We start from the raw sequence: 23963 nt of genomic DNA, 5'->3' as shown, positions 1-23963 counted from the left end.
GACCTGCTCGCCCAGGGCATCGAGCTCGCCGAGGGGCACCGCCGGAACATCGACCTGAAGGAGCTGGGCCAGAACGCCCTCGCCGGCGCGATCGGCGGTGCCTCCGGTCACCTGGTCGGCAAGGGGCTGGGCGGCGCGGCCGGCCGGCTCGGCCTGGGCAGTGCCGCGCGGTCGCTGCCCGGGAAGGCCGCGATCGGCGCGGCCACCGGGGTCGGCGCCGACGCCGCCACCCAGTACCTGACCACCGGCAAGGTCGACACCTCCAGCCTGCTCGGCTCCGGCCTCTCCGGCGGCGCGGGCGCCGGCCTGCACGCCGGCGCCGCCTCGGCCAAGCACCACAGCGCCCCGCCCGAACCCGGCGGCGGCCCGCATTCCGGCCCGGCCGACCTCACCCGTGCCGGCGGGGACGGAAACCAGGACCGCCCACCGAAATTCGGCAAGCCCAGCACCCTCTCCGGCAGCGGCAGCTACCAGGGCCCCACCGGCAGCACCAGCACCACCGACCCCGCAAGAATGAGTACGCTTACCGTTGAACACAGCATTACCTGCAAATACTACAAAAGCCCCATGCCTCCTTTTCCTCCCTCGATTACCCCTCCGAACACATCGCACGGCCCGATCACCGAGTGGAAAAATCGGCCCGATCCGGCTGAACGGTACCGCCGCTGGCTCGAATCGCGCGGCCAGGGCAGCTCAGGCGATCCGAGCGGACCCACCAGCAGCCCTCCGCACCCGAACGGGGACACCACCTGACAGCACCATCGGCTGCGTCAGGCGAGGCCGGCCCGCTCCAGGGCGTCAACTCCCGTGCGCAGGGCGGCGATCCGCTCGTCGAGCGTCCAGCCTGCGGGAGCAAGGGTCAAGGTGGTGACGCCGGCGGCGGCGTAGGCCTGCATGCGGTCGGCGATGCGGGCGGTGTCACCGAGGAGGGCGGTGGCGTCGATGAAGTCGTGCGGGACGGCGGCCGCGGCGCCGGGCTTGTCGTGGGCGAGGTAGCGGGTCTGGACTTCGTCGGCGGCCTGCTCGAAGCCCATGCGGCGGGCGAGTTGGCTGTAGAAGTTCTTCTCCTTGCTGCCCATGCCGCCGAGGTAGAGGGCGGTGTAGTCGCGCAGGGTGTCGGCGGCGGCGTGGATGTCGTCGCCGACCGCGATGTTGACGGTGGGGCAGAGGTCGAAGCCGTCCAGACCGAGGCCGGCCTTGGCGCGGCCGGCGGCGAGGGCGTCGACGGAGAGCGCGGCGTGTTCGGGGGAGAAGAACAGGCCGAGCCAGCCGTCGGCGATCTCGCCGGTGAGTTCGAGGTTCTTCGGGCCCATCGAGGCGATGTAGAGGGGAATGTGCTCGCGCACCGGGTGGACGGTGAGCTTGAGCGCCTTGCCGGGCCCGCCGGGCAGCGGCAGCGTCCAGTTGGCGCCGTCGTGGACGAGCCGCTCGCGGGACATCGCCTTGCGGATGATCTCCACGTACTCGCGGGTGCGGGCCAGCGGCTTGTCGAACCTGACGCCGTACCAGCCCTCGGAGACCTGCGGGCCGGAGACGCCGAGGCCGAGCCGGAAGCGGCCGCCGGAGAGGGTGTCGAGGGTGGCGGCGGTCATCGCGGTCATCGCGGGGGTGCGGGCCGGGATCTGGAAGATCGCGGAGCCGACGTCGATCCGTTCGGTCTTCGCGGCGACGTAGGACAGCACGGTGGCGGCGTCCGAGCCGTACGCCTCTGCGGCCCAGCAGACCGCGTAGCCGAGGCGGTCCGCCTCCTGGGCGACGGCGATGTTGTCGGCGTCCAGGCCGAGTCCCCAGTAGCCGAGGTTGATCCCGAGTCGCATGTGCCCACTGCCTTCCGGTCCAGGTGGTGCGGTGAGAGTAGCCCCCGTGTCGGCGGTCACACTACTGGCCGGTAGCCACGTTGTCCCCCACACCGCCCTGAACTGCTGCCCGGATGCCCAAGAAGCGACCACCCGCCCCGACCTTCGCCGCCCTGGTGGCGGCCATGCCCGCACCGCCGGAGGAGCAGCCCGAGGTCTCCTGCCACCCGATGCCCGTCGCCGACGGCTGCCACTGGCGTCTCACCCGGGCGGGCCGTTGGACCCCCGCCGGGCCAAGCGGCTCGCCGTCACCGCCGACCGGATGGCGATGGACGTGGCCTGCGACGACCGGACCGGGCAGTGGCTCCCCCGCTTCCTCCCGGCGGACGAGCGCCCGGCCGCCTGGCTGGCGGCGCGGGCCCGGTTCGATGCCGCCGAGCTGCCCATCCACGAAACGTACGAGTTCACCGACGACCACGGCCGCGTCCTGCTGTTCGTCGAGACGTACTGCTGAGCCTGTCGGCCGGGCGGGTCGTCCCGGGCGGCAACCGGTTTCGCCGCTACTCTCACGCACGTGGGGGCACCGCCCCCGACCTGCGCCGTCGCGGGTGGCGCAGCAGGGTTGACGGAGGGACGCGATGCAACAGCGACAGCTCGGGCGCACCGGTCTGCGGGTCTCCCGGCTCGGCCTGGGCACCCTCACCTGGGGCCGGGACACCGACGAGCAGGAGGCCGCCGAGCAGTTGAAGGCCTTCGTGGACGCCGGCGGCACCCTGGTGGACACCGCCGACGTCTACGCCGACGGCGGCGCCGAGTACCTGCTGTCCCGGCTGACCGACGGCCTCGTCCCGCGCTCCGAGCTGGTGATCGCCACCAAGGCCGGCCTGCTGCCCGGCTCCGGGCGCCACAACAGCTCCCGCGGCCACCTGCTGAACGCCCTGGACGCCTCGCTGCGCCGCCTCGGCACCGACCACGTCGACCTGTGGCAGGTGCACGCGTACGACCCGGCGACGCCCACCGAGGAGACCCTGCACGCGCTCGACCTGGCGGTCTCCTCCGGCCGGGCCCGGTACGCCGGGGTGTGCCAGTACAGCGGCTGGCAGCTCGCCAAGTCCGCGGCCTGGCAGCGCGCTTCGCCCGGCAGCGCCCCGCTGGCCGCCGTCCAGCTCGAGTACTCGCTGCTCCAGCGCGGTATCGAACGCGAGGCGCTGCCCGCCGCGCTGGACGCCGGGGTGGGCCTGCTGGCCGGCTCGCCGCTCGGCCGGGGCGTGCTCACCGGCAAGTACCGGCACGGTGTGCCGGCGGAGTCGCGCGGCGCCGGCCAGCACCCCGCCGGGCCGGTCAAGCCGTACCTGGGCGAGACGTCCCGCCGGATCGTCGACGCACTGGCGACCGCCGCCGACGGTCTGGCCTCCACGCCGCTGAAGGTCGCGCTCGCCTGGGTCCGCGACCGCCCCGGCGTGTCGGCCGCCCTGCTGGGGGCCCGCACCGCCGCCCAGCTGCAGTCCTCACTGTCGGTGGAGGCCCTTACGCTTCCGAGTGAGATCCGCGCTGCCCTGGACGACGTGTCGGCCCCGGTGCACCGCTACCCGGACCAGGGCTGGACGGAGCTGTAGCCGTCCGGCCCGCTGAAGGAGCCTTCCGCATGACCACCCCCGAGGAGAGCCCGGCCCCGGCCGCCGAGCAGCACGCCGGTACCGTCGCCGCCCTCGCCGAAGCGATCCGGGCCGTCGGCCGGAGCGGCTCGGGCAGCCCTGACGAGCCGCCCGCCCCCGGCTCGTCCGCCGCGCCGCGCGCCGACGGCCCGACCGCCGACGCCCAGCGGCAGGCCGCGCTGACGGCCGTCGCCGAGGTGCTGGCGGCCGGCGGCGCGCCCGCGCAGCTCGCCCCCGCCGCGGTCGTCGCGCTCGGTGAGGACGCGGCCGAGCAGCTGCGCGAGGACCCGTGGGCGGTGCTCTCGCTGCCCGGCGTCCGCCCCGAGCACGCCGACGGCTTCGCCCGCGGGCTGCTCGGCCCGAAGGCGCAGCCCGGCGACCCGCGGCGCGCCCAGGCGCTGGTGGCCTGGCTGCTGGAGCAGGCCGCGCTGCGCGGGCACTCCGCGCAGGAGCTCGGCGAGGTCTCCGAGGCGCTGCGCGCCCAGCACGTCCCCGACCCGGCGGGCGCGCTCCAGGCGGTGCTGGAGGACGGGCGGGTGATGCCGTTCCAGGAGGAGCTGCCGATGCCGCCCGGCAGCCACGACGAGGACGAGGAGCCGCCCGTCCGCACCCTGCTCGCCCTGGAGCGCCTGGCGCTGGCGGAGGAGAGCCTCGGCGAGGGCCTGGTCCGGCTGCTGTCCACCTTCGCGCCGGACGAGGACACGAACGAGTTCGCGCCGGACGAGGAGCCGGTCGAGGACGCTGCCGAGGAGACCGTCGAGGAGGGCGCGGCTGCGGAAGCCCGTGTGCAGCAGCCCGGCCCGGCCGCGTGGGAGGCGGCGGCCGAGGCCGCGCCGTCCCGGTCGGCGCAGGAGCTGGTGCGCACCGCCGCCGGGTCCGGTCTGGTGCTGCACACCGGCGGCGAGTCGGCCCGCGCCGAACCGGCCGCGCTGCTGCACGCCGCCGCCGGGCTCGGCCTGCGGGCCTGGGCGGCGACCTGGACGGGTCAGGGCCGGGACGCGCTGGCCGCGCTGCTCCCCGAGGGCTCCCCCGCCGCCGACCGGATCGGCACCCTGGCCGAACTGCTGTACGGCGAGCGGCTCCCGCGCGCGGTGGACGGCACCCTGCCGCTGGACGTGCTGGTGGTGCTGGACGCCCCGCTGCTCGACGTGGAGACCGCCGCCACGCTGCTGGAGGCGCTCGCGGACGGCACCCGGCTGGTGCTGTCCGGCGACCCGGGCGGCCTGTGGTCGGCCGGCCCGGGCCGGTTCTTCGCCGACCTGCTGGCCGCCAAGGCGTGCCCGGCGGTGGCCTCCCGCACGCCGGACTTCGGGCCGATCGGCGAGCTGGTCTCGGGCATCGGCATCGGCGAGCTCCAGCCGGTGGACGCCCCCGACAAGGAGGTGGTGATCCTCACCGCCAAGGACGGCGGCGAGGCCGTGCACCGCGCTGTGCAGCTGCTCACCGACTCCATTCCGCGCGCCCTGTCGATCCCGTCCGAGCAGACGGTGCTGCTGACGCCTGGCCACGGCGGCCCGGCCGGCACCCGGGCGCTGAACGCCGCCGCGAAGGCCAGATTGAACCCCGGCCCGGGCCGGTTCGGCGGCTTCGACCCGGGCGACCGGGTGGTGCACTCCCCCGCGCTGGGCGTCAACCTGCCCGGGCGGGTGCTGGACGGCGACGCCGCCGGCCTGCACCTGGAACTGGCTGACGGCGGGCGACTGACGCTCTCCCCGCAGCAGGCCGCGAAGCTTCGCCACGGCTGGGCGATGACGGCCCATCAGGCGGTCGGCCGGCGCTGGCCGGCGGTGGTCGTGGTACTGCCGGAGGACGCGGCCGGGCAGCTGACCAGGCAGTGGGTGTACACGGCGTTCGGCCGGGCCGAGCGGCACCTGTCGGTGGTCCACGCGGCGGGCCCGGCGCTCGCCCAGGCGGTCGCCGACCGCCCCGCCGCCGACCGCACCACCCGCCTGCGGTCGGTCCTCACCGACCAGTAGGAAGCCGCTGCAGGAAGCCGCCGGGTGGACGGCGAAGGGCCCGGGCCGCCGATGCGTCCCGGGCCCTTCGCCCTCGGAGTTCCCGGGTCGGGCGGGTGGTCCGTCAGTCGTCCAGCTCGTCGTCGTAGACCTCGCTGACGTCGAAGCGGCAGATCAGCAGCTCCGGGTCGGCGCCGTCGAACGGCTCGGGGAGCCACTCGCCGGGCTCGGCGGGGTCGGTGGCCGACACCCACAGCGTGGAGTCGCCCTCCTCCAGGCCGAACTCCTCGGCCCGGGCGGCGATCTCGTCCGGCTCGTACTCGCCGAACAGCACGCCGATCGCCGCGGTCACCTCGGCCTCGCTGCCCCCGCCGGGGGTGAGCGCCTCGTCGACCCGTTCGGCCTGGGCACGCAGGCGCTTCGGGTCGGTGATCAGGTAGTCGCGGCGGATCAGCACGCTGATCGCCTCGGGCTGTTCGGGGCCCTGGTAACCCGTCCCGGACTCGTCGCCCGGGATCTCGAAGGGGGTGACCTCGTCGTAGACCTCGTAAAGGATCTGGTCGTAGGCAATGGCGGCCGCCGCGAGCTCCTCGTAGGCGTGCACGACGACCGGATCCCCGGGCTCGGTGGAGCTGGAGACGGCCTGCAGGTGGCGGTCGATAGCGGCCTTGACCGCCTCTGCGGCGGCCCGTACCTCGGTGATGGTCAGCTGCGCGGCATCAGACATGGTGCAGACGCTATATCCACCTGGCGACGACACGCACAGCGGTTGTCACCTACGGCCCTGAAAATCAGGCAAGTTCACCCTGGATGTCCGTTCCGCCCCTTTCTGTCACCGCGCTTCACGGGGGCGCTCCGGCCCTGTTGGGGACTCCTCGGCCGCGCATCAGCGCGGCCCGGGGCGGGTATCCCTACCGGAGGGGAAAACTGATTGACGGTCAGCTCCGGCCCGGGCAAGGCTCGTCCTGCCGCCCGGGGCGGTAAGGACCCGAACCGGCCACCGGCCGGCGGCGCGCCGTAGGCTTGCAGGCAGCACAGCAGCGGAGGAAAAGTCTTGATCCCTACCAAACCGGTCCGGCTTCCGGAGTACGAGTACCAGTCGCTTCGTCTGCCGCGCGGCACGTCCCGCAACGCCGCGCGTCAACTGCTCACCGACCACGCCGAGTACGGGCAGTGGGAGCTCGACCGGCTCCGGCTGTATCCCGACGGCAGCCGGACGGTCCGACTGAAGCGGCGCATCATCCGGCAGGTCCGCTCCACCTGGTAGCGCGCATGCCCGCGCCCGGGCCGCCCCGTCGAATCGTGCGACGGGGCGACCCGGGCGCGGGTGTTCCGGCCTCGACCGCCGGGGCCGGGCGGGTTTGTTCTAGCGGCGAGCGAGGACCCGGGAGCGGCGGTACAGCACGCCGCCGCCGAGCAGCAGCAGGATGCCGGCCGGGGCCAGGATCTCCAGGCCGGAGGCGCCCGTGGAGGCAAGCTGCTGGCCGGTGTTGTCCGCGGCGGCCCGGACCTCGCCGCCCGCGTGGTGGGTGGCCGGCGGGGTGGTGCGCTCCGTCACGGGCGGGGTCACGGGCGGGGTCACGGGCGGGGTCACGGGCGGGGTCACGGGCGGGGTGACGGGCGGGGTGACCGGTGGCGTGCACTCGCCGCTCGGCGGGGTGCAGCCCGGCGGCGGCGTCTCGACGACCGGGGTGGGGGGCACAACGGGCGGCGCGACCTGGTTGCCGCAGTTGTTGCCGAACGCCGGGTTGCCGAGGCCCACCACGTCGATCGTGTTGCCGCACGCGTTGACCGGCACGTCGACCGGCACCTGCGCCTGGTTCCCCGAGCCGACGCCCGGCGAGTTCGTGGCCGTCCCGCCGGCCGAGGCGCCCGTCCCGGACGTCCCCGAGCCGCCGGTGGATCCCGAACCGCCGGTGGATCCCGAACCGCCGTTGTTCGAGCCGGTGGAGCCGGTGCCGGCCGTGCCGGAGCCGCTGTGGTTCGCGCAGTTGTTGCCGTAGGCCGGGTTGAGCAGGCCGATCACGTTGAGGGTGTTTCCGCACGCGTTCACGGGGAGCTCCACAGGGACCTGCACCGCGTTCCCCGAGCCGACGCCCGGCGAGTTCGCGGCCACGCCGTGGGCGTCGGCAGTGGCGTGGGCGTAGCCCGCGGTCGAGGCCAGCACGCTGCCGGTGGCCATGGCCGTGAGGAGGCCTTTCCTGGCGACCTGTCGCATTGACTCCCCTTGTTTTCTCTGTCCGGTGGACTGATGCCGGTGGATTGCTGAACCGACTTCCGATGACTTCGGCATTCCGTCAGCCGGGACCACTCATCGATCCGATAGTCGGAATTCCGTGCCGCAATTGCGGCAGCACTACGTTCAACGACCCTCGGTGGTGAAGGTTGAGCCAGTTGCAGTCGGTTCATCCGATCGAGTGAGGTCTCCGGTATTCCGGGAACCGCGACGTTCACCCGCACGGGGAGCCCCCGAACAACCCCGGACACGCGTCCGCCCCCGGACGGCGCAGAAGCCGTACGGGGGCGGGAGTTCAGGGCGTCGGCCGCCCCGTCGTTCGTCGACGGAACGCCGTCAGCAATCCCTTCAGAAGTTCGCGCAGCCGTTGCCGAACGCCGGGTTGAGCAGGCCGATCACGTTGATCGTGTTGCCGCAGACGTTGACGGGGACGTGCACCGGGATCTGGATCAGGTTGCCGGAGAGCACGCCCGGGGAGCCGACCGCGGAGCCTTCCGCGTGCGCCCCGCCGTGCGCCGAGGCGACACCCGCGCCGGCGAGCACCAGACCACCGGTGGCGGCGGCGACGGCAGCGATCTTCTTGACCTTCATCTGACTGTTCCTCCTGGTCGTTTCCAGCCCGTTCCCCCGGGCTGCACACGGAAGAACGAAGGCCCGGCACCCGGGATGCGGGGCCGGGCCGACATTCACCCGTTGAAGTGATCAAGCGAACAGCTGATCGGCATTTCTCACGCTCGACTGCTTCTCATATTTTCCGGGATTTCCGGCGCCCTCACGTGCCCTCACGTGCCGTTGCGTGCCGTCGCGTGCCGTCGCGTGCCGTCGCGTGCCGTCAGGCCAGGTCGATGAAGCGGTCCAGCACCCGGACGCCGAACTTCAGGCCGTCCACCGGCACCCGCTCGTCCACGCCGTGGAACATGCCGGCGAAGTCCAGGTCCGGCGGGAGCTGGAGCGGGGCGAAGCCGAAGCAGCGGATGCCCAGGTCCTGGAAGGACTTGGCGTCGGTGCCGCCCGACAGGCAGTACGGGACGGCCCGGGCGATCGGGTCCTCGGCGCGCAGCGCGGTCTGCATGGCCTCGACCAGGGCGCCGTCGAAGCTGGTCTCCAGCGCCTTGTCGTAGTGCAGGCTCTCCCGCTTGACGCGCGGGCCGAGCACGCTGTCCAGCTCGGCCAGGAACTCCTCCTCGTAGCCGGGCAGGAAGCGGCCGTCCACGTGAGCGGTGGCCTGGCCGGGGATCACGTTCACCTTGTAACCGGCGCCGAGCATGGTGGGCTGGGCGGTGTTGCGCAGGGTGGTGCCGATCATCTTGGAGATGCCGCCGAGCACCCGGAGCGTCTCGTCCATGTCGTCCGGGTCGAGCCGGACGCCGAGCGCGTCGGAGAGCTCGTCCAGGAATGCCCGGACGGTCTTGGTGATGCGCAGCGGGAACTGGTGCCGGCCGAGCCGGGCCACCGCCTCGCACAGTTCGGTGATGGCGTTGTCGTCGTTCTCCATCGAGCCGTGCCCGGCGCGGCCCTCGACGGTCAGGCGCATCCAGTGCATGCCCTTCTCCGCCGTCTCGATCAGGTACAGCCGGGCCTGGTCGTTCACGGTGAAGGAGAAGCCGCCGACCTCGCCGATCGCCTCGGTGACGCCCTCGAACAGCTCGGGGTGACGGTCCACCAGGAAGCGGGCGCCGTAGGTGCCGCCGGCCTCCTCGTCGGCGAGGAACGCCAGCACCAGGTCGCGCGGGGGCTTGCGGCCGGTGCGCAGCCGGTCGCGGACCACCGCGAGGGTCATCGCGTCCATGTCCTTCATGTCGACCGCGCCGCGGCCCCACACGCAGCCGTCGGTGATCTCGCCGGAGAACGGGTGGACCGTCCAGTCGGCGGCGTTGGCGGGCACCACGTCGGTGTGGCCGTGGATCAGCAGCCCGGGACGGGAGCGGTCCTCGCCCTCGATCCGCACCACGGTGGAGGCGCGGCCCTTCGCCGATTCGAAGATCTGCGGTTCCAGCCCGAACTCGGCGAGCTGCTCGGCGACGTACTCGGCCGCCTTCCGCTCCCCCGGGCCCGAGCCGTCGCCGTAATTGCTGGTGTCGATACGGATCAGGTCACGGCAGATCTCGGCGACCTCCGACTCGGCCGTCACCGCGCGCTCGCTGCCCACACTCATCGCTCCCACCTAACCTCGGCCCGCCCGGCGCGGCTGCGGCCCGCACCGCCCCGGCCCGGCCGGGAGCCGCGGGCGCCATCCCGCCATCCTCCCCCAGCACCCGCCCCACCCCAAGGGTGCGGCCCCCTCCACCCCACGCTTTCGAAGCCCGGCCCACCCCACCGCCCCCGGTTTTGGGTCTACCAGGCGATCTTTGCTACTGTTGTCCATGTCGCCGCGGGGAACACCCCGCGAAGACAACACCTAGTCCGGGTGGCGGAATGGCAGACGCGCTAGCTTGAGGTGCTAGTGCCCTTTATCGGGCGTGGGGGTTCAAGTCCCCCCTCGGACACCGAATGAAAGACCTCCAGGTTCTCCTGGGGGTCTTTCGCGTTTCCGGGCAGTGGCGTGACCAACCACGTGACCGACCGTGGATCAGAGCCGTGTGAACGAGAAATGCGCCCCGCGGCCGGCCTCAGTCGCAGTTGTCGCAGATACCGGTGGCAGGAAGCTGGACGTGGCAGGACGGGCATACCGGCACCGGGGCGCGGAGAGCGGCAGCTGTGCGTCGGCGGGCGACGGTGTCCTGATAGCGGGGTGCCAGCGCCGGGCTCCCGCCGTCGGCCGGCAGTGCGGTGCAGTACGCGCGGTAGCACGCCAGCCGGGAGGTGGCGGCGTGGACCTCGCGGTCGTGCGCGTCCGCCGCGGCAGGCAGGCCGGCGACCTGCAGAACCTCGTTGTAGCCCTCCCCAACCATGCCGTCAGCACTGTGGACCACCAGCGCTGTCAGGGGCGGGTCCTGACGGCGGTGCGCCTCGTGGACGACTCCGCCGAGTACCCGCCCGATCCAGTTGTGCAGGAGCGCCCTGGTGCGAACACCGGATGCCTCCTGCACGGCTTCGCCGAGTTCCCGGTAGGTGATGACCGCGCGATACCTCCCCGCGACCTGGACCAGAACCGGATACGCCGCCGCACGCCACGCGGCCAGGGCTTCCGCGTAGCCGACAGCCACGGCCGAGCCGTTCTCCACTCGCCAGTAGCCGAGCCGCTGTTCCCCGCCCTGTCGTTCCATGTCCCCACCCTGTCCAGGCCCCTCGTCCGTGCCCAAGAGGCTACGGGACGTCGGTCCGTCCATGCGGGGAAGTACGGGATAGGCCTCGCGGACGAAGGTCGCCGCCCCCGGGCACCCGTCTCGGACACGATGGCGAAGCGGTACATCGCGTGAAAAGACCCCCAGGTTCTCCTGGGGGTCTTTCGCCTTTCGGTGGGGCTAGCTGCCTTCGGGGGTTTCGGTCAGGGCCTGGGTGACGAGGTTGTCCAGGAGGGTGGTGTAGCGGGTGGTCCAGGTGGTGATGGTTTCGGGGTTCCAGAGGTCGGTCGTGTACTCGAGGTAGCCGGCGAGGGTGTCGCCGGCCGGGACGATGCCGAGGTTGAATTCGCCGCGGGCGGCCGGGATCATCAGGTCCTCGACCTGGATGGTGAGGCCGGGGAGGTCGATGGCGGTCTCCAGGGAGTTCTGGTACTGGAAGCCGTGGGCGAGCCGGTCGGGGACGTCCGGGTAGCCGCGTTCGCGGAGCTGGGGGCCGGAGCGGGAGAGCGGCATCAGGTGTTCCAGCGCCTCGTGGGCGGAGCGGGCGGTCGCGCGGACCTGGTCGGCGAACGGGGTCGAGGTGTCGGTGCGCAGGCGCAGCAGCAGTGAGGAGACGGTGCAGGCGAGCAGTGTTTCGTCCTCGCGGCGCGCGCGGTTGGCGTAGGCGACCTGGAGGAGGTTGTCGGCGCGGCCGTTGAGGGTTTCCATGAAGCGGCCCAGGGCGGTGACGGTGACGGCAAACGGGGTGGTGCCCAGTCGCTTGGCCAACTCCTCGATGCGGCCTCGTGCTTCGGGTGACACGGTGAACTGTGCCACCTGGCCCTGGCCGCTGAGCTGCTCGGGTCGCGGGTGGTCCAGCGGGAAGTCGTGGGTGAACGTCGCGTCCTTCAACTGGCTTTCCCAGTAGGCGATGTCGTCCTCGCGGTCGGCCTCGTCGAGGCTCCGCTCGTAGCGGGCGTAGTCGGTCTGCTGGGTCGCCGGCGGCAGGCTGTGCGGCTCGCCGGTCAGGGCGGCCCGGTACAGGGTCTCGAGGTCCTTGAACAGGACGCTGACGCCCCAGCCGTCGCACATCGAGTGGTGCATGACGAACACCAGCGCCCAGGACTCCTCGCCGGTGCGCACCAGCCGGACGGCCGGACGGACGCCCGCTTCGAGGTCGAACGGGTGCCTGGCGGCCTCGGTGCTGATCCGGGACAGCTCGGCCTCGCGTTCGCTCTCCGGCAGACCGCGCAGGTCCTCCACGGGGGGCTCGACCGGGACGGCGGGCAGGACGTCCTGCCACCATTGCCCGGTCCGGTCGTCGCGGACGCACCTGGTGCGCAGCGACTCGTGGCGCTCGATCAGGCCGGTGAGGGCGGTGTGGAGGGCGGCGACGTCCAGCGGGCCGGTGATGAGGAGCCGCATCGCGACGTTGAACACCTCGGGCACGGGGAGCTTGCCGATGCGGTCCGCGAACCTCTCCTGGGTCGCGGTGAGCGGGGGGCGGTCGGGCGAGGCGGCCGGAGCGGAGGCTTCGTCCACCGACGGGCGGAACGCGTCCACGAAGGCGGCCATCGCCGCCGGGGTCGGCTGCTGGAAGAGGCGGGTCACCGGCACGTCGACCTGGAGTGCCTCGCGCACCCGGTTCACCAGCCGGATCGCGGTGATCGAGTGCCCGCCCAGCTCGAAGAACGACGTCTGCGGGTCGACCGCGGTCGCGTCGATGCCGAACTCGGCCGCCCACAGTCGGCGCACCCGCTGGAGGGTCGGCGACGGGGCGGGGGCCGGTGCGGGCGCCGTCGGCGGGGCGGGCGTCGTCGGGACGGTGATGTCCGGCTCGGGCAGGGCGGAACGGTCCAGCTTGCCGATGCCGTTGAGCGGCAGCGCCGGGAGGACCGCCCAGGCCCGCGGCACCAGGTAGTCCGGCACCCGGCGTGCGAGCGCCCCGGCGGCCAGGGTCGCGAAGGCCGTGCGCTGTGCGGCGGCCGTCGCGTCGTCGCCGCCCAGTGGTTCGGCCGGGACGAGGTAGCCGACCAGATGGGCGTCCCCGCGGGCGTCGCGGCGGGCGAGGACGGCGGCTTCCCGCACGCCCCATACCTGACGCAACTGCTCGGTCGCCTCGCCCGGTTCGACCCGGAACCCGCGGATCTTCACCTGGTCGTCGGCGCGCCCGCAAAACTCCAGCTCCCCGGTGGCGGGGTTGCGCCGCACCAGGTCGCCGGTGCGGTACATCGGGCCCTCGGGGTCGGGCAGGAACCGTGCGGCGGTCTCGTCCGGCCGGTCCAGGTAGCCGTGCGCGACTCCGGCTCCGGCGACGTACAGCTCGCCGGGCGTCCCGTCGGGCACCGGCCTGCCGTCGGCGTCCACCAGCCGGATCCGGACGTTGTCGACAGGCAGGCCGATCGGGATCGGGCCGGCCTGGGCGCCCTTGGGGGCGACGGTCGCCACCGTGCACAGGATGGTGGCCTCCGTCGGCCCGTACACGTTGGTGACCCGGTACGCCGCCGACGCGTGCGGCCGCACCCTCAGTACGTCGCCGCCGACGGCGAGATGGCGCAGCGGCGGCTGGCGGCGTTCGTCGAGGCCGAGCAGCGACTCGGCGAAGGCCGTGGTGAGGAAGGCGAAGGTGATGCCGTGCACGGTGTACCAACGGGCCAGCGCCAGCGGGTCCTTGCGGGTCTCGGCGTCGGCGACGACGAGCGTGGCGCCCGCCGTCAGGGTCGGCCAGATCTCCATCAGCGAGCCGTCGAAGCTGACGCTGGACACCAGGGCCGTGCGGTCCTCGGACGTCGTCGCGAAGTGCTGGTGGTGCCACTGGCAGAACGACACCAGGCTGCTGTGCGGGACGGCGACGCCCTTGGGCCGGCCGGTCGTCCCCGAGGTGTGCAGCGCGTAGCACAGCGAGGAGGACGTCGCCGGGTCGTCGGCCGCGGCGGGGGCGGTGCCGGGGTCGTTGACGTCGAGCACGGTGACGTCGAGCACGGTGACGTCGGCGGGCAGGTCGAGGGCGGCCGCCGCGTCGCCCGTGGTCAGCAGCAGCGGCGAGGCGCAGTCGGCCAGCACGGCCTTGGCGCGGGCGAGCCCGAGGTCCGGGTCGATGGGCGCGAAGCCGTGGCCGGCCTTGAGGACGGCGAGCAGCGCGACGATCAGCTCGGGCGAGCGGTTCAGCCACACCGGGACGGGCCGGTGCGCGCCGGGCACCGGCGCGCCGATCCGGTCCCGGACGACGGCGGCGAGCCGGGTCGCCCGGCGCTCCAACTCGCCGTACGTCAGGACGGTTTCGCCGTCCACGACGGCCGGGCGCCCCGGGTGGCGGGCCGCCTGCCGGGCGATCCAGGCGTGCACGGTCGTGTCGGGCACCTCGCGCACCGGGCCGCGGAGCCAGCCGTCGGCGGTGCTCGCGCCCAACTGCGAAAGCGGCGTCGAAGCGTCGGCCACGGCCTGCGTCAGGATGCCGGAGAACGCCGTGAACCAGCCGTCGATCGTGGCGAGGTCGAACAGGTCGGTGTTGAACTCCAGGTGGCAGCGGATGCCCTCCGACGGGCCGCCGTCGGTGAAGTACACGCACAGGTCGGCGAGGGACTTGTCGGCCCCGGCGTCCAGCGCGGTGGCCCGCACGCCGGGCAGGTCGAGGCGGAACGGCTCGTCCCGCTCGAACTCGGCGAGCACCTGGAAGACCGGTGTGCGGTCGGTGGCGCGGCTCGGCGCCAGCTCCCGCACGACCGACTCGAACGGCACGTCGGCGTGGTCGTAGGCGTCCAGCGCGGTGCGCCGGACCCGGTCGAGCAGGGTGCCGAAGTCGGGGTCGCCGGACAGATCGACGCGCAGCGCCAGGGTGTTGATGAAGAAGCCGACCAGGTCCTCCGAACCCTCGGGGCGGTCGGAGATCGGCGTGCCGATCACCACGTCCTGGTCGCCGGTGAGGCGGTGCAGCAGCGCCGCGTAGCCCGCGATCAGCGTCATGAACAGGGTGGCCCGCCGGCCCCGGCTCAACGCCCGCAGCCCGTCGGAGAGTTCGGGCGTCAGGGCGCGGAAGACGGCCTTGCCCTCGGAGCTCATCACCGCCGGGCGGGGACGGTCGGTGGGCAGGTCCAGCACCGGCAGGTCGCCGCCGAGGGTCTCCCGCCAGTACGCGAGGTCCGCCGACGCCCCGGGGCTCAGGGCGGCGTCCCGCTGCGCACGGGCGTGGTCGGTGTACGACCAGGTGAGTGCGGGCAGCTCGCCGTCCGGGACGGTCCGGCCTGCCGTCTCGGCCCGGTAGAAGGCGGAGAGGTCGCGGGTCATGACGGCCGCCGACGCCGCGTCCACCACGATGTGGTGCAGCGACAGCACCAGGACGTGCCGCTGCTCGGCGAGCTTCACCAGCCGGGTGACGAAGAGGGGCCCGTTCGCCAGGTCGAAGCGGCGGGCGCTCTCCGCGTCGAGCACGTCCTGGACGGCGGCGTGCGGGTCGGCCCCCGCCGGGGTCTCGGCCGAGCGGTCGATCACCTCGAAGTCCGGCTCGTGCGGCGGCAGCACCACCTGCACGGGCTCGCCCGAGCCGGCGTCGCGGAAGACGGTCCGCAGGCTCTCGTGACGGGCCACCAGCGCACGCACGGCGGACCGGAGCGCGGGGACGTCCAGCGGGCCGTCCAGGAGCAGGGCCTTGGACTCGTTGTAGGCGGTGCGGCCCGGCAGGATCTGCTCCTGCATCCAGATGCGCTGCTGGCCGAAGGAGAGCGGGTGCTGCTGCGCTTCCGGCTCCGGCGCCGCGGCCACCACGGGACGTCCGGGCTGCGCGGCGGTGGGCCGGGCGTAGGCGCGGCGCAGCGAGTCGAGGTGGGGCAGTCCGGCCCGCAGGGTGGCCGCCGGGACGCCGAAGTCCACCAGCGCGACGATCTCGTCGACGCCGGCCGCCCTGACGGCGTCCACGACGGGCCGCACGCTGTCGGCCGTGCCGATCAGTGCCCGGTCGTCGCAGTACCGCCGGTAGGCGCGTTCGAACAGCACGTCCTGGTCGTCCTGGCTCAGCGACGACATGTCGACCTTGTACCCGAGGCTGTTCGCCACCCCGCCGAACAGCGAGAGCGAGGCCCGCATGTACCGCGAGAGCGGCTCGAACGCCGCCTCGCGCGCCTGGTCGTGGTCGGCGCCGAGCAGGGTGTGCAGCAGGATGGCGACCCGCCCGGTGGCCGGGTCGAGGCCGTGGGCGGCGCGGGCACGGCGGTAGAGGGCGATGTTCTCGCGCAGCTGGTCGATGCTCTGCGACATCAGGTTGGTGACGATGCCGAGGTCGTGGCGGGCCGCCGACTCGTAGGAGGCCGGGTTGCCGACGACCGCCGTGAACATCGGCGGCATGTCCTGGACCGGCTGCGGGAACAGCCGCAGCTCGGTCTCGCTCCCGTCGCCGACGGTGCGGGTGAGGGCCTCGCCGCGCCACAGCTTCCGGACCTCGGCGAGCTGGTCGAACATCGACTCCCGGTGACGGCCGAACCGTTCCGGGAAGAAGACGAAGTCGTTGGCGTTCCAGCCGCTCGCGCAGCCGATGCCGATCCGTCCGCCGGAGAGGTTGTCCACCATCGACCACTCCTCGGCGACCCGGATCGGGTCGTGGAGCGGCAGGACGACCGAGCCCGCGTTGATGCGGACGCGTTCCGTCTCCCGGGCGAGGGCCGCCCCGAGCACGGCGGGGTTGGGGAACAGGCCGCCGAAGGAGTGGAAGTGCCGTTCGGGCATCCAGAGGGAGTGGAAACCGTGGGTGTCGGCGTACCGGGCGGTCTCCAGGATCATGGCGTACTTGTCCAGGCGGGGGGCGTCCTCCTGGGGGTAGTCGCCGAAGAAGTAGATGCTGAAGTCGGGGCCGGGACCGGCGGTGCGGGGCTGGACGGACACCGTGGCGGGGGCGGGGGCCGGGACGGTGGCCGGGGCCGGGACGGCGGCCGGGGCCGGGACGGTGGCCGGGGCCGGGACGGCGGCCGGGGCCGGGACGGCGGCCGGGGCCGGGACGGCGGCCGGGACCGGGACGGCGGCCGGGACCGGGACGGTGGCCGAGGCCATAGCGGCGGCCGGGACCGTGGCGGGGGCCGGGGCCGGAACGGTGGCCGAGGCCATAGCGGCGGCCGGGACCGTGGCGGGGGCCGGGGCCGGAACGGTGGCCGAGGCCATAGCGGCGGCCGGGACGGTGGCCGAGGCCGTGGCGGGGGCCGGGACCGGGACGGTGGCCGAGGCCAGAGCGGCGGCCGGAACCGTGGCCGGGGCCGGGACCGTGGCCGGGGCCGGGACCGGGACGGCGGCCGAGGCCAGAGCGGCGGCCGGGACCGTGGCCGGGGCCGGGACCGGGACGGCGGCCGAGGCCATAGCGGCGGCCGGGACCGTGGCCGGGACGGTGGCCGAGGCCGTGGCGGGGGCCGGGACGGGGGCCGGGGCCGGGGCCGGGGCCGGGGCCGGGGTGCGGTCGCGGGCCGGACCGGAGAGGGGCATCGGCGCGACCGGTGCCGGCGCCTGCGGCGCGACGGGCGCCTGGGCCACCGGAGCGGGGACGACCAGCGCGGCGACCGGCGCGGCAGCCGGTGCGGCGGCAGCCGGTACGGCAACCGGCGCGGCGGCGACCGGCGCGGCAGCCGGTACGGCGGCGACCGGCGCGGCGGCGACCGGCGCGGCAGCCGGTACGGCGGCAGCCGGTACGGCAACCGGCGCGGCGGCGACCGGCGCGGCAGCCGGTACGGCAACCGGCGCGGCGACCGGCGCGGCGGCGACCGGCGCGGCGACCGGCGCGGCGGCGACCGGCGCGGCAGCCGGTGCGGCAGCCGGTGCGGCAGCCGGTGCGGCGACCGGCGCGGCGGCCGGCCGGGTCAGCGGGCGGGCGCCCGGGAAGAACCCGGCGGCGCGCAGCTCGCGCAGCGAGCCCTGCACGGCGTCCGTGACGACGGCGAGGTCCTCGTCCGTGTGCGCGGTGGACAGGAAGAAGTTCCGCCACTCCCAGACGAACACCCCGCGCAGCAGCAGGTGGTGGTAGAGCAGTTCCATGTCGGCACGGTGCTCGAAGCGGAACATCGAGCCGAAGTGGGCGAGCCGCAGCGGGAATTCCTCGGCCTCGAAGAAGCCGTTGAGCCCGGCCGCGAACCGGTCCGTCCGGTCGTTGAGGCGATGCTGGAGCGACGGCCCCTGCGTCTTGAGGTGGGTGAGGACGGCGCGGGCGGCGACCATCGACACCGGGTGCTGGATGTAGGTGCCGCCGAAGAAGGTCGTCTCGCCGGGCGGGTAGCTGGCGTCGCCGTAGCTCCAGTAGCCGCCGTCGACGCCGTCCATGATGTCGGCCCGTCCGGCGATCGCGCCGATCGGGAAGCCGCCGCCGAGCAGCTTTCCGTAGGTGGCAAGGTCCGGCGTCACCCCGTACAGCTCCTGCGCGCCGCGCAGCGCCGGGCGGAAGCCGGTCAGCATTTCGTCGAACATGAGGATGATGCCGTGGCGCTGCGTGAGTTCGCGCAACTCCCGGACGAACTCGACCGGTTGCAGGGACGGGTGGCGGCTCTGCACCGGTTCGATGATGCAGGCGGCAATGAACGGCGCCTGCTCTTCGATGACGCGCAGCGACGCCGGATCGCCGTAGTCGAGGACGAGCAGGTCGGCGACCGCGCTGTCCGGGATGCCGATCGACACGGGCGCGGTCGCGTGCTCCTCGCCCGTCCCCGCCGCGCGGCCGAGGACGTTGTCCGCGTGCCCGTGGTACGAACCGTGGAACGTCACGATCTTCCGGCGTCCGGTGGCGGCGCGGGCGAGCCGGATCGCGGCCGAGTTGGCCTCCGTTCCGGAGTTGGCGAACGCCACCCGCTCCATGCCGGTGATCTCGGCGAGCAGCTCGGCCGCCTCGCCCGTCTCGGCGTTGCGCGGCCCCAACTGCACACCGCGAGACAGGTGTTCGCGTACGGCCTCGCGGACGAACGGCGGCTCGTGGCCGAACATCAGCACACCGAAGCCCATGGTGATGTCGGTGTAGCTGTTGCCGTCGATGTCGGTGATCGACACGCCGGAAGCGCCGCGCGCCGCGATCGGGTACAGCATCTCCTTGGTGCTGGAGCGGAAGCCGACCACGGCCCGGCTGTCGGCCAGCACCCGGCGGTGGCGCTGCGCCAGCTCCTTCGACGTCGGCGTCTTCGCGGTGTACCGGCGGACGAGCTCGTCCAGGTGCCGCTTGCGGCTCTCCGGCCCGGTGCCGCTGGCCATGCCGGAGGCGCGGTCGACGGCGACCCGCGGGCCGTGCATCTTCGGTGCGGCGCCGGACGGCACGGGCGCGGTCGGCTCGGACGGCGCGGACGGCGCAGCGGCGGTCAAGGATGCGGTCGGGGCTGCGCCGGCCAGCTGCTCGGCGATCCGTCGCGAGAGTTCCGCCATCGCGGAGAGGTCGCTGTCGGCCGCGGCGGTGACGGCCGCGATGCCGTCCTGGTGCTGCCGGGCGCTCATCGTCCACCGGCCGGGGTGGACGCGCCGCCGGGCAGGGAGGCGAGCTGACGGGTCACCAGTTCGGAGAGCTGCGTCATCATCTGGAGCTGGATCTGGGTGAGTTGCTGGATCTGGCGGGCCAGGTCTTCGAACTCCTGACGTGTCGCGTACACCGGGGCGGCGGGCTGAACCGCGGGGGCGACCTGCGTGGGGACGACCGGCGCAGGAGCGGGGACGGGGACGGGCGCGGGGGCAGGAGCGGGGACGGGAGCGGGGGCGGGAGCGGGAGCGGGGGCAGGAGCGGCGGGCGCAGCAGGGGCGGGTGCCGGGGCGCCCGGGATCCGGCCCACGATCAGCTCTGCCAGCAGCCGAGGCGTGCCGGCCTCCTCGAACAGCTCGCGCATGGCGATCTTGACCTGGTGTTCCTGCTCGATGAGCCGCAGCATGTGGATCAGCTGCAACGAGTCGGCGCCCAGATCGAAGAACGAGGTGTCGTCGTTCACCGCCCCGGGTTCCGCCCCCAGCTGACCGACCGTCACTTCGACGATGTGACGGCACACGTCGTCGGCGGTGATCGTGCCTGCGTTGCTCAGTTCCACTGCGTCCTCGTCTTCCGTTGGTTCACCGAATGCGCTGATCGCCGGTTCGGGGCCTGTCCAGTAGTGCCGGCGCTGGAAGCGGTAGGCGGGCAGCGGGGTGCGGCCGCCGCCGGTGCCTTCCAGCAGGTGGTGCCAGTCCACGGGCGCGCCCGCGCAGTGCAGGGCGGCGGCTGCGGACCACAGGGGGTCGGTGCCCGCGCCGCGGCGCATCGCCGAGGCCACGGTGGCGGTGGGCAGGGCGCGTCGGGCCAGGCCGCCGAGGGTGTGGTGCGGGCCGATGTCGAGCAGCACGGGATCGCCCGCTCCGAGCGTCGCGAGTACGGCGTCGAACCGCACCTCTTCCCGGGTGTGCCGCAGGAAGTAGTCCGCGTCCGGTACCCAGCCCGCAGGGCGGAGCTTGCCGTCCAGCCCGCTCACGAAGGGGATGGTCAGCGGCCGGAAGTCGATGCCTTCCAGGACCGTGCGGAACGCTCCGAGGGCCGGTTCGGTCAGCGCGGTGTGGAAGGCGCGGTCGACCGGGAGCTGCTCGCCGGGGATGCCGCGTTCGGCGAGCAGCGCGAGAAGCTTCTCGGCCGCTTCGACCGGTCCGCCCAGGACGTGCGAGCGTTCGCCGTTGGCGACGGCGATCTCGAGTCCGGGGATCTCGGCGGCCAGTTGTTCGGCGGTGGTCCGGTCGGCGGCGACGGCGACCATCGCGCCGGGCGGGCAGCCTTGCATGAGTCGGCCGCGTTCGGCGGTGAGCCGCAGGCCGTCCGCCACGGTGAGTGCCCCGGCGGCGGCGAGCGCCGCGTACTCGCCGGCGCTGTGCCCGGCGACGATCGCGGGCCGTACGCCGGCCCGGTCCCACATCCGGGTGAGTGCCGCCTGGAGGGCGAACAGTGCGGGCTGCGCGGTGCCGGTCGGCCAGGTCTGGTGCTCGGCGGTTTCGGTGCCGCTGCGGAACGCGTCCAGCAGCGGTGTGCCGTACTCCCGGCGGTACTGGGCCTCGCAGGCGTCGAGGACGTCCGCGACCTCCCGGAACCTGCCGTCGTGGGCGGCGGCCATGCCCCGGGAGGGGCTGCCCTGGCCCGCGAACAGGAAGCCGACGGGGGTCGCGCCCTCGCGCGGGGCGAGGCCGGTCCACACCGGACCGCGCCCGCCGCCCGCGGGGGCCGGGCCGGTCAGCCAGCGGTCGAGCGCGGCGGCGAGTGCCGCAGGGCTGTCGCCGCGCACGGCGAGCCGGTGCCGTCCGTGGGTGCGGCCGAGGGCGGCGGTGGTGACCAGGTCGGGCAGGGCGGTGTCCGGGTGCCGGCGCAGGTGGGTGCGGAGGGCGCGGGCGTTCGCGGTGAGCGCCTGCGGGTCGCGTCCGGAGACCAGCAGGACGCCGGGCGTGGGGTGGATGTCGTCCGCCGGCCGGGGGGACGCGGGCGGCGGCTCCTCCAACAGGACGTGGGCGTTGGTGCCGCCCATGCCCAGCGAGGTGACCCCGGCCCGGCGCGGGCGGCCGTCCTGCGGCCACGGCCAGGCTTCGCGGGGGATGTAGAAGGGGCTGGTGTCGAGGTCGAGCGCCGGGTTGGGGTGCTCGAAGTTGGCCATCGGCGGGATCACCCCGTGCTGTACCGCGAGCATCGCCTTGATCAGGCCCACCAGGCCCGAAGCGACGTCCAGGTGGCCGATGTTGGCCTTGGTCGACCCGAGTGCGCAGTAGCCGGTGCGGTCGGTGTCGACGCGGTACGCCGCGGTGGCGCCGTCGAACTCGATCGGGTCGCCCTTGAGCGTGCCGGTGCCGTGGGTCTCCAGCAGGCCGATCTCGTCCGCGCCGACCCCGGCCGTCTCCAACGCCCGCCGGATCGCGCCCTGTTGGCCGACCGCGCTGGGCGCGCTGAAGGTGTGTTTGGCGGCGCCGTCGTTGTTGACGCCCCAGCCGCTGATGACGCCGTGGACGGTGTCCCGGTCGGCGACGGCCCGGTCGAGCCGCTTGAGGACGATCGCGGCCACGGCGTTGCCGCCGACCGTGCCGTCCGCCGACCCGTCGAACGCCCGCACCCGGCCCGTCCTCGACAGGATCGAGCCCTTGACGTACTCGTAGCCCAGCACCTGCGGCGTGTGCACGGCCGTGGCCCCGACCAGCGCGATGTCGGTCTCGCCGTCCAGCACCGCCTGCGCGGCGGTCTTCACCGCGACGAGCGAACTGGAGCACCCCGTCTGGATGTTGACGGACGGGCCGGTCAGGTCCAGCCGGAAGGAGGTGCGGGTGGCGGTGAAGTCGGGAGAGTTGCCGATCACCACCTGCAGGCGGGAGAGCCAGTCGTCCGCGAGCGCTCCCTGGAACACGTTGTTGAGCAGGTAGGTCTGCATCGGATACAGCTGGTACCCGGTGCTGGCCCAGACACCGATGCGCGCACCCGGGCGCTCCTGCGGGTAACCGGCGTTCTCGAGTGCGTGATAGGCGACTTCGAGGAACAGGCGGTGCTGCGGATCGGTGTAGGAGGCCTCTCGGCCGCTCATGCCGAAGAACGGTGCGTCGAAATGCGAGATGTCGTCCAGGACGGCGCTGGCGCCCACGAAATCCGGTGCCCGGTACTTCTCGGGCGGGATTCCGGCGGCGGCGAGTTCTTCTTCCGTGAAATGCCGGACGCGGTCCTCGCCCTCGCGTATCAGCCGCCAGAAGTCGTCTGCGGTATTGGCGCCGGGAAGGCGGAGCGCGAGCCCGATGACGGCGACCCGGCGGTCGTCGGGAGCGGTCATGTCCGTCCTCCTTCGGACGCGGGGACCCGGTCGTCGACCGCTTCCTCCGTCTTCCGCTCACGCGCCGGGGTGGCCCGTCCCGCTACCGCGCCGCGCACCAGCAGCAGCAGGAACCCGACGCAGAGCAGGATCGCCAGCCCGTGCAGGCCGCCCACCACCTGCAGCGGCGAGAAGTGCTCCAGTAACGCGCCGCTGAGGATCATGCCGAGGCCGAAGCCCAGGTTCTCCACCGACGCCGACAGGCCGAACAGCCGGGCCCGCTGCGCGTCCGGGGTGGTCTGGAGCCGCGAGACGTAGGCGACCTCGGTCAGGCCGTCCGCCATGCCCGCCACCAGGGACACCACGACCGCGAGGGCGGTCGGCAGCCCGCTGAAGACGAGAATGAACGCGGCCGACATCACGCAGGCGCCCAGCGCGAAGATCCGCTCACCCGGGCTGCGGCCCGTACGGGAGGTCCAGCGGGACAGGATCTGCTGCATGGCGATGTTGCCGATCGCCCAGGTCGCCCAGAACTGGCCGATGAACGCGGCCGGATGGGCGTGGTCGAGCGCATCGGAGTAGATCGGCAGGGCCACGTTGTGGGACGAGGAGCCCAGGCCGTCCACCGCCCGGACCAGGACCATCACGGCCACCACGGGCATCGACCGCAGCAGCACCAGCGTGGCCCACCGTCCGCCGCCGCCCGCCGGCTCGGCCTTCGCGGCGGCCGGGGTCTCCTTCTCCCGCGCGGCCTCGGTCCGGATCGGCAGCGACAGCAGCACGCTCGCCGAGACGACGAACGACAGCGCGTCGAAGGCGAAGGCCCAGCGGTAGCCGAGTTGGGAGACGATGATGCTCGCGGAGCCGAAACCGGCCACCATCGCGAGCGAACGGCCGGTCGCCAGAAGGCTGTTGGCCCTGGTCCGCAGTTCCGCCCCGACGATCTCGGGCACCGCGCTGCGCAGCGACACCCCCGACACCGTCGAGCAGGCGCCGGCGATGACGGCCAGCCCGAACAGCAGCGCGACCCGGGCGCCCGACGGCGCCAGCAGCAGCAGGACCAACGCGGTGGCCTGGGTGAGATCCGCCCCCACCATGAGCCGCTTGCGCGGGATCCGCGACGCGAGAGCGCCCGCGACGACCCCGGACGCCACGCTCGTCAGCAGCCGCACCGCCATGTACAGACCGGCCGTCAGCGCGCTGCCCGTCAGGTGGTAGACGAAGACGTTGAGCGCCACCATGTTCAGATAACTGCCGTACGCGGAAACCGCGTTGCCCGCGACGAGTAAGCGGAAACGCTTCACCTCGGCCCACCCCCAAATCCGTGACATGGACGCGCCTGGTATGGATTGCCGCAGTCTAGGAAGGTGAAGATCCTCATGGCAAGACCTTCAC

The 23963-nt window shown here is 73.5% G+C and carries 13 protein-coding genes, 1 tRNA gene and 1 pseudogene; 6 read left to right on the top strand and 9 right to left on the bottom strand.

Going from position 1 to position 23963, the window contains the following annotated elements:
* Window positions 1-753 (top strand): annotated as a pseudogene (locus ACIHEI_RS13595) (hypothetical protein); the annotation flags it as partial.
* A 17-nt stretch (window positions 754-770) separates the two neighbouring features.
* Here the strand turns inward: ACIHEI_RS13595 and ACIHEI_RS13590 are convergent.
* Window positions 771-1817, bottom strand: coding sequence for an LLM class F420-dependent oxidoreductase (locus tag ACIHEI_RS13590; protein WP_392944019.1), 1047 nt, complete (start codon window positions 1815-1817; stop codon window positions 771-773).
* 256 nt (window positions 1818-2073) lie between these two features.
* Between ACIHEI_RS13590 and ACIHEI_RS13585 the strand changes: the two genes are divergently transcribed.
* The 3 genes from ACIHEI_RS13585 to ACIHEI_RS13575 all read left to right on the top strand — a co-directional run bounded on the left by ACIHEI_RS13585 (window position 2074) and on the right by ACIHEI_RS13575 (window position 5427).
* Complete coding sequence (locus ACIHEI_RS13585; RefSeq protein WP_396606748.1) at window positions 2074-2310, top strand: hypothetical protein; 237 nt, start codon at window positions 2074-2076, stop codon at window positions 2308-2310.
* A 124-nt stretch (window positions 2311-2434) separates the two neighbouring features.
* Window positions 2435-3412, top strand: coding sequence for an aldo/keto reductase (locus tag ACIHEI_RS13580; RefSeq protein WP_396606747.1), 978 nt, complete (start codon window positions 2435-2437; stop codon window positions 3410-3412).
* A 29-nt stretch (window positions 3413-3441) separates the two neighbouring features.
* Window positions 3442-5427, top strand: coding sequence for an ATP-binding domain-containing protein (locus ACIHEI_RS13575; RefSeq protein ID WP_396606746.1), 1986 nt, complete (start codon window positions 3442-3444; stop codon window positions 5425-5427).
* Between the two features lie 103 nt (window positions 5428-5530).
* On the opposite strand, the gene ACIHEI_RS13570 is transcribed toward ACIHEI_RS13575, so the two are convergent.
* Window positions 5531-6133, bottom strand: coding sequence for a hypothetical protein (locus ACIHEI_RS13570; protein ID WP_387634076.1), 603 nt, complete (start codon window positions 6131-6133; stop codon window positions 5531-5533).
* A 330-nt stretch (window positions 6134-6463) separates the two neighbouring features.
* Between ACIHEI_RS13570 and ACIHEI_RS13565 the strand changes: the two genes are divergently transcribed.
* Complete coding sequence (locus ACIHEI_RS13565) at window positions 6464-6673, top strand: DUF5703 family protein (RefSeq protein WP_043912690.1); 210 nt, start codon at window positions 6464-6466, stop codon at window positions 6671-6673.
* A 99-nt stretch (window positions 6674-6772) separates the two neighbouring features.
* Here ACIHEI_RS13565 and ACIHEI_RS13560 read toward each other — a convergent pair whose 3' ends face one another.
* The 3 genes from ACIHEI_RS13560 to ACIHEI_RS13550 all read right to left on the bottom strand — a co-directional run bounded on the left by ACIHEI_RS13560 (window position 6773) and on the right by ACIHEI_RS13550 (window position 9797).
* Entirely contained in the window at window positions 6773-7624 is an 852-nt protein-coding gene (locus tag ACIHEI_RS13560; protein ID WP_396606745.1) for a chaplin, read from the bottom strand.
* Window positions 7625-7990: 366 nt separating this feature from the next.
* The gene (locus tag ACIHEI_RS13555) at window positions 7991-8233 is read right to left on the bottom strand and encodes a chaplin (protein ID WP_387634080.1); all 243 of its coding nucleotides are present in this window, start codon (window positions 8231-8233) and stop codon (window positions 7991-7993) included.
* A gap of 241 nt (window positions 8234-8474) precedes the next feature.
* Entirely contained in the window at window positions 8475-9797 is a 1323-nt protein-coding gene (locus ACIHEI_RS13550) for a M20/M25/M40 family metallo-hydrolase (protein WP_387634082.1), read from the bottom strand.
* Window positions 9798-10043: 246 nt separating this feature from the next.
* Here ACIHEI_RS13550 and ACIHEI_RS13545 point away from each other — a divergent pair.
* A tRNA-Leu gene (locus ACIHEI_RS13545) sits at window positions 10044-10128 on the top strand.
* A 123-nt stretch (window positions 10129-10251) separates the two neighbouring features.
* Here ACIHEI_RS13545 and ACIHEI_RS13540 read toward each other — a convergent pair.
* From ACIHEI_RS13540 to ACIHEI_RS13525, 4 genes are all read right to left on the bottom strand, one after another.
* Window positions 10252-10848, bottom strand: a complete 597-nt coding sequence (locus ACIHEI_RS13540; RefSeq protein WP_396606744.1) for a hypothetical protein — start codon at window positions 10846-10848, stop codon at window positions 10252-10254.
* Window positions 10849-11046: 198 nt separating this feature from the next.
* A complete protein-coding gene (locus tag ACIHEI_RS13535; RefSeq protein ID WP_396606743.1) occupies window positions 11047-19284 on the bottom strand; it encodes a MupA/Atu3671 family FMN-dependent luciferase-like monooxygenase in 8238 nt (2745 codons plus the stop codon).
* Complete coding sequence (locus ACIHEI_RS13530; RefSeq protein ID WP_396606742.1) at window positions 19281-22589, bottom strand: type I polyketide synthase; 3309 nt, start codon at window positions 22587-22589, stop codon at window positions 19281-19283. The genes ACIHEI_RS13535 and ACIHEI_RS13530 overlap by 4 nt, the downstream gene beginning before the upstream one ends.
* Entirely contained in the window at window positions 22586-23872 is a 1287-nt protein-coding gene (locus ACIHEI_RS13525; protein ID WP_396606741.1) for an MFS transporter, read from the bottom strand. The genes ACIHEI_RS13530 and ACIHEI_RS13525 overlap by 4 nt, the downstream gene beginning before the upstream one ends.
* Window positions 23873-23963 lie beyond the last annotated feature (91 nt).

Origin of the sequence: Kitasatospora sp. NPDC051984 (genome assembly GCF_044593455.1) — a bacterium.
GTDB lineage: Bacteria > Actinomycetota > Actinomycetes > Streptomycetales > Streptomycetaceae > Kitasatospora.
The sequence above is the reverse complement of the archived record's forward strand: the minus strand, read 5'-3'. Positions and strand labels throughout refer to the sequence as shown.